Origin of the sequence: Geodermatophilus bullaregiensis, from assembly GCF_016907675.1 — a bacterium.
GTDB lineage: Bacteria > Actinomycetota > Actinomycetes > Mycobacteriales > Geodermatophilaceae > Geodermatophilus > Geodermatophilus bullaregiensis.
Genome location: NZ_JAFBCJ010000001.1, coordinates 1488765 through 1500474 on the forward strand (window position 1 = coordinate 1488765; position 11710 = coordinate 1500474).

The 11710-nt window shown below is 76.5% G+C and carries 7 protein-coding genes; 1 reads left to right on the plus strand and 6 read right to left on the minus strand.

Annotated elements, in window-relative coordinates; all coding sequences use genetic code 11:
• Nucleotides 1-62 precede the first annotated feature (62 nt).
• The 4 genes from JOD57_RS06940 to ilvD form a co-directional block, all read right to left on the minus strand.
• Nucleotides 63-1931 (minus strand): acetolactate synthase large subunit, encoded by a 1869-nt coding sequence (locus JOD57_RS06940; RefSeq protein ID WP_204691207.1) that lies wholly within the window; start codon nucleotides 1929-1931, stop codon nucleotides 63-65.
• A 238-nt stretch (nucleotides 1932-2169) separates the two neighbouring features.
• A complete protein-coding gene (locus JOD57_RS06945) occupies nucleotides 2170-4896 on the minus strand; it encodes a putative bifunctional diguanylate cyclase/phosphodiesterase (RefSeq protein ID WP_204691208.1) in 2727 nt (908 codons plus the stop codon).
• The gene (locus tag JOD57_RS06950) at nucleotides 4889-7576 is read right to left on the minus strand and encodes a putative bifunctional diguanylate cyclase/phosphodiesterase (RefSeq protein WP_204691209.1); all 2688 of its coding nucleotides are present in this window, start codon (nucleotides 7574-7576) and stop codon (nucleotides 4889-4891) included. The genes JOD57_RS06945 and JOD57_RS06950 overlap by 8 nt, the downstream gene beginning before the upstream one ends.
• Nucleotides 7577-7710: 134 nt before the next feature.
• A complete protein-coding gene (ilvD, locus tag JOD57_RS06955) occupies nucleotides 7711-9411 on the minus strand; it encodes a dihydroxy-acid dehydratase (protein WP_204691210.1) in 1701 nt (566 codons plus the stop codon).
• Nucleotides 9412-9497: 86 nt separating this feature from the next.
• Between ilvD and JOD57_RS06960 the strand changes: the two genes are divergently transcribed.
• A complete protein-coding gene (locus JOD57_RS06960) occupies nucleotides 9498-10319 on the plus strand; it encodes a helix-turn-helix transcriptional regulator (RefSeq protein WP_204691211.1) in 822 nt (273 codons plus the stop codon).
• 3 nt (nucleotides 10320-10322) lie between these two features.
• Here the strand turns inward: JOD57_RS06960 and JOD57_RS06965 are convergent, their stop codons facing one another.
• Nucleotides 10323-10688, minus strand: a complete 366-nt coding sequence (locus tag JOD57_RS06965; protein WP_307824529.1) for a PH domain-containing protein — start codon at nucleotides 10686-10688, stop codon at nucleotides 10323-10325.
• Between the two features lie 22 nt (nucleotides 10689-10710).
• On the minus strand, nucleotides 10711-11679 hold the full coding sequence (locus JOD57_RS06970) for a 2-hydroxyacid dehydrogenase (protein WP_204691212.1): 969 nt from the start codon (nucleotides 11677-11679) through the stop codon (nucleotides 10711-10713).
• Nucleotides 11680-11710: the final 31 nt, after the last annotated feature.

Below are 11710 nucleotides of genomic sequence, written 5' to 3' on the forward strand. Positions count from 1 at the left end.
GGCCCCCTCCCGGGGGCCCGCCGCCGAGCGGAGCGAGGTGGTGGAGAGGGAGGGGTCCTCCCTCAGACCTGGTTGTCGCCGAAGACCGGGCGCAGGTCGCGCGCGGCCAGGATGTCGTCGTTGCTGGCGCCCGCGGCGACCATCGGCCACACCTGGGCGTCGGCACCGACCACGAAGTCGATGACCACCGGGGCGTCGGTGATCGCCATCGCCTTCTCGATGACGGCGTCGACGTCCTCCCTGGACTCGCAGCGCAACCCGACGCAGCCCAGCGCCTCGGCCAGCGTCACGAAGTCGGGGATGCGCACCGGCTTGGGCGTCCCGTCGGGGTTCTGCGCGTGCAGCTTGGTGTTGGAGTAGCGGCCCTCGTAGAAGAGGGTCTGCCACTGCCGGACCATGCCGAGGTTGCCGTTGTTGATGACGGCGACCTTCACCGGGATGCCCTCGATGGCGCAGGTGGCCAGCTCCTGGTTGGTCATCTGGAAGCAGCCGTCTCCGTCGATCGCCCAGACGGTGGTGTCCGGGCGGCCGTACTTGGCGCCCATCGCGGCGGGGACGGCGTAGCCCATCGTCCCGAGGCCGCCGCTGTTGAGCCAGGTGCCCGGCTTCTCGTACCGGATGAACTGCGCGGCCCACATCTGGTGCTGGCCGACGCCGGAGGCGTAGATCGCGTCGGGTCCGGCGATCGCCCCCAGCCGCTCGATGACGTACTGCGGGGACAGCGAGCCGTCGTCGGGCCACTCGTAGCCGAGCGGGTAGCGCGACCGCCAGTCGTCGAGCTGCGCCCACCAGGCGGTGAGGTCGGGCGTGCGGCCGGCCCGGTGCTCGGCCTGCAGCGCGGTGACCAGCTCGGCGATCGTCTCCTTGGCATCGCCCACGATCGGCACGTCGGCCTTGCGGTTCTTGCCGATCTCGGCCGGGTCGATGTCGGCGTGCACGACCAGCGCGCCCGGGGCGAACGACGACAGCTCACCGGTGACGCGGTCGTCGAAGCGGGCGCCGAGGGCGACCAGCAGGTCGGACTTCTGCAGCGCGGTCACCGCGGTGACGTTGCCGTGCATGCCCGGCATGCCGAGGTTCTGCGGGTGGCTGTCGGGGAAGGCGCCGCGGGCCATGAGCGTGGTGACGACGGGCGCCCCGGTCAGCTCGGCCAGCTCGGCCAGCTCGGCCGTGGCACCGGCCTTGAGGACCCCGCCGCCGACGTAGAGCACCGGACGGCGGGCGGCGGCGACCAGCGCGGCCGCCTCCCGGACCTGCTTGCCGTGCGGGCGGGTGGTCGGCTTGTAGCCGGGCAGCTCCATCCGCGGCGGCCAGGTGAAGTCGGTGGTGGCCTGCAGGGCGTCCTTGGAGATGTCGACCAGGACGGGGCCGGGCCGGCCGGTCGCGGCCAGGTGGAACGCCTCGGCGATGCGCTGGGGGATCTCCGCGGCGTCGGTCACGAGGAAGTTGTGCTTGGTGATCGGCATCGTGATGCCGCGGATGTCGGCCTCCTGGAAGGCGTCGGTCCCGATCGCGTGGCTGGGCACCTGGCCGGTGATGGCGACCATCGGGACCGAGTCCATGTAGGCGTCGGCCAGCGGGGTGACCAGGTTGGTCGCGCCCGGGCCGGAGGTGGCCATGCAGACGCCGACCCGGCCGGTGGCCTGCGCGTACCCCGTGGCCGCGTGCCCGGCACCCTGCTCGTGGCGGACGAGGACGTGCCGCACGTGCGAGTCGAACAGCGGGTCGTAGGCCGGCAGGATCGCCCCGCCCGGGATGCCGAAGACGACCTCGACGCCGACGGCCTCCAGCGACCGGACCAGGCTCTGCGCCCCGGTGATGCCGGTGGCGGGCTCGGCGGCGGACTCGGCGATCGAGCGGGCCGTGGTCTCGACGCCGGTGAGGGCCGCGGCGGCCTCTCGGGTGGCGGACTCGCTCGGGGTGGTGGTCATGGCGGTGAGTCTCCTGGGCCGGTCGTGCAGGTGGTCGTGCGCTGCGGGTGTCTGCTCGTGTCGCGGTGGGAGCGGCAACAAAAAACCCCTCGTGCCGCGGGCACAGAGGGGTGTAGCGCGTCGGTCGGGCGACCGGCGCGCTAGGCGACTACGAGGAGCAGGCAGGCGGAGGGCACGGCAACACTGTGCGCTCCCGCCGCCGCGACGTCAACCACACCGTCCCACGCAGTGGAACGCGTCAGCCGTTCCATGGGACGGGCAGCGGCGCCACCGTCGGGTGGCCGAGCAGTGCCGGGTCGAAGCCGTCGATCACCGCGGGCAGGTCGGCGGCCGGCACGGGACGGCCGGTGAGCCAGCCCTGCAGGAAGGTGCAGCCCAGGCCCACGAGCACCTCGCGCTGGGCGGGGGTCTCCACGCCCTCGGCGACGACGTCCATGCCGAGCGTGCGGCCGAGGTCGACGACGCTGCCGACCAGCGCGGCCCCGCGGGGGTCGGTGTCGATGCCGGACACGAAGCCGCGGTCGAGCTTGAGCACGTCCACGGGCAGCCGGGCCAGGTAGGCCAGCGACGAGTAGCCCTTGCCGAAGTCGTCGAGGGAGACCACGCAGCCGAGCGCCGAGAGCTCCGCGAGCTCGGCGAGCAGGCGCTCGTCGTCGTCCATGAGCACGCTCTCGGTGACCTCGACCATCAGCAGGTGCGCCGGGAGGCCGGAGCGCTCCAGCGCCCGGACGACGTCCTGGACCAGGCAGCGCGCCTGCAGGTGCCGCACGGAGATGTTCACGCCGAGCCGCAGGTCGCGGCCGGTGTCCACCAGGCGGGCGTGCTCGGCGGTCGCCGTCTCGAGCACCCAGCGCTGCAGCGGCACGATCAGGCCGTCGTCCTCGGCCAGGCCGATGAACTCCTCGGGCGAGACCGGACCGAGGACCGGGTGGTCCCAGCGGACCAGCGCCTCCACCCCGAGCACGCGCCGCTCGGCGACGCCGACCACCGGCTGGTGCACCAGCCGCAGCCGGCCCTCGGCGATCGCGCCCGGCAAGTCGCGGGCCAGGCGGCTGCGCCGCGCCGACTCCTCGACCAGGCCCTCCCCCGATGCCCGGACGCCGTTCTTGCCCTGCGCCTTGACGGTGCGCAGCGCCAGGTCGGCCTCGCGGACGGTGGCCGAGGCGTCGATCCCGGCGACCACCTCGGCCAGCCCGACGCTGGCCGACACCCGCAGCAGCGGGCCGCTCTCGTGGTCGCCCGGCGTGCCGCCGTGGCGGCGGGTGCGGTCCAGCGTCGCGACCAGCCGCTCGGCCAGCGCCATCGCCTCGTCGGGCCCGGCGTCGACGACGAGGGCGAACTCGTCCCCGCCGAGGCGGGCGACCAGGTCACCCGACCGCGCCTCGGCGCGCAGCGCGTCGGCCACCTCGCACAGCAGCCGGTCACCGGCGTCGTGGCCGGCCACGTCGTTGACCGCCTTGAACCCGTCGAGGTCCACCAGCAGCACGCAGGCCCGCCGGCCGCGGGCGGCCCGGTCGAGAGCGCCCTCCAGCGCCGCCATGAACCGGGCGCGGTTGGGCAGCCCGGTCAGGGAGTCGGTGTAGGCCAGCCGCTCCAGCTCGCGCTGCCCGGCCCGGCGCTCGGTCACGTCGCGCAGGTGCAGCACCAGCCCGTCGTCGGACCGGCGGCTGCCGGTGCGGGCCGCGCCGGAGACCTCGACGTCGCGCCACCCGCCGTCGGTGCTGCGCAGCCGGCCGGTGGCCGGCAGGCCGTCGGGAGCCCCGTCGCGCAGTGCCGCGGCGACCCGCTCGACGAGGTCGCGGTCGTCGGCGTGCAGCAGCGTCACGAGCGCGGCACCGAGGAGGTCCTCCTCGGTCCGGCCGAGCTGGTCGGCGACCGGACCGGACACCGACGTCACGCGGCCGGCGGCGTCGAGGACGACGGTGACGGCGTCGCCGCTGTGCACCAGCGCGCGGAACCACCCCTCGGTCCGCTCCAGGCGCCGGGTGAGCCGCGCGGCGTCCAGGGCCCAGGACAGCGTGCGCGCCGACGTCAGCAGCAGCAGGAACGTGGCCGCGGCGGCCTCCGGGGCGGTCACGGGGCGGCCGGTGAGCACGCCGGCGGTGACGGCGAGCAGGGCGGCGGTCGACGTCCCGCAGGCGAGCACCGCGCCGCGCAGCGGCAGGGCGCGCCGGCCGCCGGGCAGCTCGCCCGACCGGTCGGCCGCGGCGGCACACAGGCCGGTGCCGAGCATGGTGAGCCAGGCGAGGACGGTGACCACGTCCCACAGCGGACCGTCGGTGGCCGACGCGCGGCCGAGCGCACCGCCGAGCGCCACGGTGGCCATGGCGACGAAGGAGGCCAGCAGCCAGGTCGCCGAGCGGCGGCGCGCCTCGGTCACCGCGGTGACGGTGACCAGGCCGACGCCGCAGAGGACCGCGCCGACGAGGGGGTAGCCGGCGGCGATGAGCCCCTGGCCGGGTCCGGCGATCCGGGCGAGGAGCTCGTCGAGGACCACGCTGCCGAGCAGCGCGACCCCGACGGTGAGCAGGGCGCCGTCGAGCAGCACCCGCGAGCCGACCCGCCGGCCGGCCCGCGGGGGCAGCAGCAGGACGGCGACCGCGACGGCCACCGGGACGGCGAGCAGGGTGGGGAGGTCCTCGATGCCGCCGGTGGACATGTCGCGGTGCGGGCGGGCGACGGCCAGCACCTGCCCGAGCGCCAGCAGGCCGGCGGCCAGCGACAGCGCCCGCCAGGGGCGGCCGGGACGGCCGGGGAGGCGGGTGGCGCAGCGGGCGAGGACGGCGGCGCCGGCGCCGGAGGCCAGCGCCAGGGCCGCGGGGACGAGCACCGCCGACCCGGGTGCGCCGGTCAGCTGCAGGGCGGTGGTGCCGGAGCCGAGCAGCACCAGCAGGGACAGCACCCCCACGACCGCGCCGGGACCGACCAGCCGTGCGCCGGCGGACCCGGTCGCCGTCTCAGGCACCGCGCACCGCCTCGACGTCCGGGGTCCCGCCCACCGACCCGAACGCGTCGGGCGACAGGCCGACCAGACCCGGCCACAGGGCGCCGGCGCCCTCGTCGAGGACGCGCAGGAGCTCGGCCAGCGGCAGCGGCCGGGACAGCAGGAAGCCCTGCGCGAAGCCCAGGCCCAGGCCGCGCAGCGCGCCGAGCTGGGCGGGGGTCTCCACGCCCTCGGCGACGACGTCGAGGCCCAGCGCCCGGCCGACGGTCACGACCGCCTGGCAGAGCGCGCGGCTCCTCCCGTCGCGGTCGACGCGGGAGACGAAGGTGCTGTCGAGCTTGAGGACGTCGATCGGCAGGCGGGTCAGGTGCACCAGCGACGAGGTCCCGGCGCCGAAGTCGTCGAGCGCCACGTGCACGCCCATGAGCCGCAGCGCCTGGATGTCGGTGACCACGAACTCGCCGTCGTCCTGCACGGTCGCCTCGGTGACCTCCAGGACGAGCCGCTGCGGGGCCAGCCCCGAGGTCGTGAGCGCCGTGGCGACGTCGTCGACCAGGGTCCGGGCGGCCACGTGCGAGGCCGAGATGTTGACGCCGAGCTGCAGCGGCACGCCACCGGGCTCGGGCAGCGCGACGGCGGCCGCGGTGGCCTCCCGCAGTGCCCAGCGCTGCAGCTCGCCGATCACGCCGGCGCGCTCGGCGATCGGCACGAACTCCCGCGGGGGGACGTCGCCGAGCTCTGGGTGCCGCCAGCGCAGCAGGGCCTCGACGCCGGTGACCCGCTGCTCGTCCATGGACACGACCGGCTGGAACGCCAGCCACAGCTCGCCGCGCTCGGCGGCGCCGGGCAGGTCCCCGCGCAGCCGGTCGCGGCGGGCGGCGGCCGCGCCCAGGGTCGGCGTCCAGCGGGTGGCGCGGGACCGTCCGCCGGCGCGGGCGGCGGAGACGGCGAGCTCGGCGCGGGCGGTGAGGTCGGCGACGGTCAGGCCGCGCTCGACGACGACGACGCCGACGTCGGCGGTGAGGTCGAAGACCCCCGCGGAGGTGCTCACGGGCCGCTCGAGGACGGCCAGGCACCGGTCGGCGAGCCGGTCGGCGGTGTCGCCGTCGCCCGCGCCCAGCACGCCGAAGGCGCCCCCGGCGATCCGGGCGACGACCTCGTCGCCGCGCACGGTCTCGCGCAGTCGCCGGCCGAGCTCGACCAGGACGTCGGCCACCACCTCGCGGCCGGCGTGCTCCCGGACCTCGGCCAGCCCGGAGACCTCGATGACCAGCAGCGTCTCGTCCGGGTCGGCGCCGGCGCGGCCGGCGGCCCTAGCCAGCGCGGTGTCCCAGCCGGCCCGGTTGGGCAGGCCGGTGAGGGTGTCGGTGAAGGCGACCTCGGCGAGCGCCCGCTCGCGGGCCTCCCGCCCGGTCACGTCGCGGCAGTGCAGGACGACCGAGCCGACCGCGGCGTCGCCGCGCAGGTCGGAGACGCTGGCCTCCAGGCAGCGCCGCTCTCCGGCGGCGTCGCGCACGTGCAGGGTCAGCAGGCCGGTGTCGGTGGCGGCGCCGGAGCCGAGGACCCGCCGGAGCTCCGCGGCGTCCTCGGCGTCGACGGTCCCGGCCGCGCCGTCACCGGGGGTCGCGCCCAGCAGGTCGCGGCCGGCGAGCCCGGCCGGCGTGCTGCCCAGGAGCGCGGCCAGCGCCGGCGAGGCCCAGCCGACGCGCAGCCGGCCGTCGAGGACCAGCACGGCCTCGCGGGTGGAGGAGGCGAGGCTGCGGAAGTAGGCCTCGTCGCGGCGCAGCCGGGCGCCGCGGAGGTGGTCCTCGCGGGCCCCGACCCAGCGGTGGGTGGCCGAGAGTCCCACGCACAGCAGCGCACCGGCGAGGGTCACGAGCGTCGGCGCCGTCCCCAGCGCCGGGGGGACGACGACGGTGCCCACGACGACGACCAGCGCGAGCTGCGGGAGCACCGAGCGCAGCTGCTCGGCACGTTCGCTGCCGGCGTCGGCCGGGGTCGCCGGACGGCGGCCGGGATCGAGGAAGCGGGCCAGCACCAGCAGCGCCAGCCCGACGACGACGGCCACCCGGGCGACCGGGACGGCGTCGTGGGCGCCCAGCAGCGTGGCCGACGTGCCGGTGCCGCGGCCGACGCACAGCGCCACGAGGCCGCTGAGCAGGGCCACGGCCATGCGCTGGCGGTGCGCCTCGACGGCGCCGAGCACGGTGAGGCCGGCGGCCATCGTGGCCGAGGTGGCGAGGACGGCGGCGCCGAGGACCAGCTGGGCCCCCGGCGACAGCGTCGTCCAGCTGTTGCCCGGGCCGACGAGCAGCACCTGCATGACGACGAGCGCGGCGACGCCGAAGAGCGCGAGCTCGAGCAGCGTCCGCCGGCAGGTCCGCCGCAGGCCGGTGCGCCCGACCATGCCGAGCAGCGCGACGACGGCGACGACGTAGGCGGGCACGGTCGGCAGCCAGCGCAGCACCACGGCCTCGAGGACCGAGCCGGGCTCCGCGAGGGAGCTGACCAGGGACCCGGCGACCGGGAGCAGCGGGGCGACGGCGAGCAGCCGCCACGGGCGCTCGCCGGGGTCGGCCGAGCGGCTGCTCAGCCAGAGGACGACGGAGGTGACCAGCCCGGCGAGGGCGGTGACGACCTCCCCGACCGGGTCCAGGACCGGGACGACGGCGGCCACCCCGCACGCCACTGCGGCCGGCACGGCACACGCCAGCAGCCACCTGTTCCGCCTGTCCACACCCGGGGTGTCGGCAGCCCGGGTGGCCGACCGCAGACGCGGCGGGCTCCCCTCACCCCATCGGGGGGAGCCCGCCGGGCGTCGTCAGGGGCACGCCCTCACGTGCAGATGGCGCCCCGGGCCGCCGAGCCGACGAGCTTGGCGTACTTGCCGAGCACCCCGGTGGTGTAGCGCGGGGGCAGCGGCGCCCAGTCCTGCCGGCGGCGGGCCAGCTCGTCGTCGTCGACCAGCAGGTCCAGCGTGCGGGTCGAGAGGTCCAGCCGGATCCGGTCGCCGTCCTGCACCAGGGCGATCGGGCCGCCGTCGGTGGCCTCCGGCGCCACGTGCCCGATGCACAGCCCGGTCGTGCCGCCGGAGAAGCGGCCGTCGGTGAGCAGCAGGACGTCCTTGCCGAGGCCCGCGCCCTTGATGGCGCCGGTGACGGCGAGCATCTCGCGCATCCCGGGTCCGCCCCTGGGCCCCTCGTAGCGGATGACGACGACGTCGCCCGGGTTCAGCGTGCCCTCGGTGACCGCGTCCATGGCGCCCTGCTCGCCGTCGAAGACCCGGGCGGTGCCCTCGAAGACCTCGGCGTCGAAACCGGCCGACTTCACCACGGCGCCGTCGGGCGACAGCGAGCCACGCAGGACGACCAGCCCGCCGGTGCGGTGGATCGGCCGGTCCATCGCGTGGATGATCGTGCCGTCGGGGTCCGGCGGGGCGATCTCGGCGAGGTTCTCGGCCATCGTCCTGCCGGTGACGGTGAGCACGTCGCCGTGCAGCAGACCGGCGTCGAGCAGCGCCCGCAGCACGACCGGGACGCCACCGATGCGGTCGACGTCGGTCATCACGTACCGGCCGAACGGCTTGACGTCGGCCAGGTGCGGCGTGCGGTCGCCGATGCGGTTGAAGTCCTCGAGCGTGAGGTCCACCTGCGCCTCGTGCGCGATCGCCATCAGGTGCAGGACGGCGTTGGTCGAGCCGCCCAGCGCCATGACCACGGTGATCGCGTTCTCGAACGCCTCGCGGGTCATGATCTGCCGCGCGGTGATGCCCTGCCGGAGCAGGTTGACCACGGCCTCGCCGGACGCCACCGCGAAGGCGTCGCGGCGGCTGTCCGGGGCGGGCGGGGCGGCGCTGCCCGGCAGGGCCATGCCGAGCGCCTCGGCGACGCTGGCCATGGTGTTGGCCGTGTACATGCCGCCGCACGACCCCTGCCCGGGGCAGGCGGCCTTCTCGATCGCGTCGAGCTCGTCGCGGGTGATCAGCCCGCGGGCGCAGGCGCCGACGCCCTCGAACACGTCGATGATCGTCAGGTCCCGGTCCCCGAGCCTCCCGGGCATCGTGGAGCCCGAGTAGAGGAAGACGCTGGCCAGGTCGAGCCGGGCGGCGGCCATGAGCATGCCGGGCAGCGACTTGTCACAGCCCGCCAGCAGCACCGAGCCGTCGAGCCGCTCGGCGAACATCACGGTCTCCACCGAGTCGGCGATCACCTCGCGGGAGACCAGCGAGGCGCGCATGCCCTCGTGGCCCATGGAGATGCCGTCGGAGACGGAGATGGTGCCGAACTCCAGCGGGAAGCCGCCGGCGGCGTGCACGCCCTCCTTGGCCCGCTTGGCCAGCCGGTCCAGGGAGAGGTTGCAGGGGGTGATCTCGTTCCAGGACGACGCGACGCCGATCTGCGGCTTGTCCCAGTCGTCGTCGCCCATGCCCACCGCGCGCAGCATCGCCCGCGCCGGGGCCTTGGTGATGCCGTCGGTCACCTCGCGACTGCGGGGCTTGACGTCGGCGGTGGTGCGGGGTTCCTCGACGGTCGTCACGAGGCCCGAGCGTAGGCCGGACGGCGCCCCGTGCCGAGGCGCCGCCGATACTGGTACCGGCACCACCACCGATCCCGGAGCAGCCCGTGTCCGCCACCGCCCGCCGTGAGCTGGCCGAGTTCCTGCGCTCGCGCCGCCGTCAGGTCGACCCCCGGGTCGCCGGGCTGCCCGCCGGCGGCGCGCGGCGGACGCCGGGGCTGCGCCGCGAGGAGGTGGCGCTGCTGTCCGGCGTGAGCCACACCTGGTACACGTGGCTGGAGCAGGGCCGCGACATCCGGCCGTCGCGGCAGGTGGTCGACGCGCTGGCCCGCACCCTGCGGATGTCGCCGGCCGAGCACGAGTACGTGCTGCGGCTGGCCGGGCACGGCGGCGCCACCGCGGCCGGCTCGGCCGACGGGATGCCGGGGCACGTGCAGCGCCTGCTCGACGCGCTCGGTCCCTCCCCCGCCTACGCGATCACCGCGGACTGGTCCATCGCCGGGTGGAACCGGGCCTACGAGCGGCTCTACCCCGGGGTGGCCGCCGTCCCCGCCGGCGAGCGCAACCTCCTCTGGCTGGTCTTCACCGACCCGGCCGTCCGCCGGCTGCTCGCCGACTGGGCGGGTGACAGCCGGCGCTTCCTCACCCAGTTCCGGGCGGAGGTCGGCCCGCGGCTGGCCGACCCGGGCGTCGTGGACCTCGTCGCCCGGCTCGAGGCGGCCAGCCCGCACTTCCGGGCCGGGTGGGCCAGCCACGACGTCGACCGGTTCAGCTCCGCCGAGCGCCGGTTCGAGCACCCCGAGGTCGGCACCCTGCTGCTCGAGCACCACCAGCTGACGCCGTCCGACGCGCCCGGGCTGCAGCTGGTCGTCTACACCGCGGTCGAGGGCAGCGACGCGGCGCAGCGGCTCACCGCCCTGGCGGGGTGAGCGTCAGGGGGCGTCGATCCGCCCGCCCGACAGCGCGGCCAGCCGCGGGAGGTCGCGCGCCCGCAGCACGGGCAGCGGCACCTCCCCGCCGGCGGTGGTCACCAGCCGCAGCCGGGCGTCGCGGTCGATGCGGATGCCGGCCAGGTCGTCCCAGGCCACCCGCCGCGGCCGCAGCAGCGAGTGGGCGGTGATGCCGCCCTCGTCGACGTCGACCCCGACCCGCAGCACCCAGGCCGCGGCGAGCAGCGGGAGCAGCAGGACGACCGCGGCCCAGGGGGCGGCCGCCGCGAAGGGCAGCACGCAGACGGCGAGGACGACGACGGGGACCAGCGCGACCCGGCTCAGCCGCATGCGTGCGAGGGCAGCCACGGCTCCCCATGGTCCCAGGCGTTCAGTACGCGGCCACCACGTTGACCAGCGGGTCCCCCGCCAGCACCCGCCGCAGCTGGTCGAGGACGGCGGCCTCCGCCCGGGCGTCGCTGTCGGGGACCGCGCCGGCCACGTGCGGGGTGAGCAGCAGGCCGGGCGCCGACCACAGCGGGTGCCCCTCGGGCAGCGGCTCGGGGTCGGTGACGTCGAGGGCGGCCCGCAGCCGGCCGGCGGTGAGCTCGGCCAGCAGCGCGCCGGTGTCGACGACGACCCCGCGGGCGGCGTTGACCAGCAGTGCGCCGTCCCGCATCGCGGCGAGGAACGCGGCGTCGACCAGGCCGGTGGTCTCGTCGGTCACCGGGACGACGACGACCACGACGTCGGCGTCCGGGAGCAGCCGCGGCAGCTCGTCGATGGCGTGCACGCCGTCGCGCGCGCTGCGGGCCACGTAGGTCAGCTCGACGTCGAAGCCGGCCATCATGCGGCCCACCCGGCGGCCGATGTCCCCGGCGCCGACCACCAGCACCCGCGCCCCGACCAGCGAGGAGTACGTGCCCGGCGTCCAGCGCCCGGCGTCCTGCTCGCGGACCAGGTCGGGCAGGCCCCGCTGGGCGGCCAGGGTCGCGGCCACCACCCACTCCGCCGTCGACGGTGTGTGCGCGCCGCGGGCGTTGCACAGCACGACGCCCTCCGGCAGCCGGCCGACGAAGCGCTCGGCCCCGGCGCTGACCAGCTGCACCAGCCGCAGCCGGGGCAGCGCGGCGAGCAGGTCCGGCGACGGCCTGGCCCCGCCGCTGGGCGGCACCCACACCTGGGCCCGGGCGGCGTCCCCGGTGGGCGGACCGTCGTCCGGGGCGACGGGGAACGCGCGCACCCGCGGGGAGAGCGCCTCGGCGGCGGTGGCCATCGACCGGGTGGGGACGAGGACGGTCAGCGTCTCGTCGGGTCCGGCGACGGCGGTGCCCGGGACGGTGGGTGCGGCTGCGGCCATGTCCGGCGACCCTAGGAGGACCCCCGGCCCC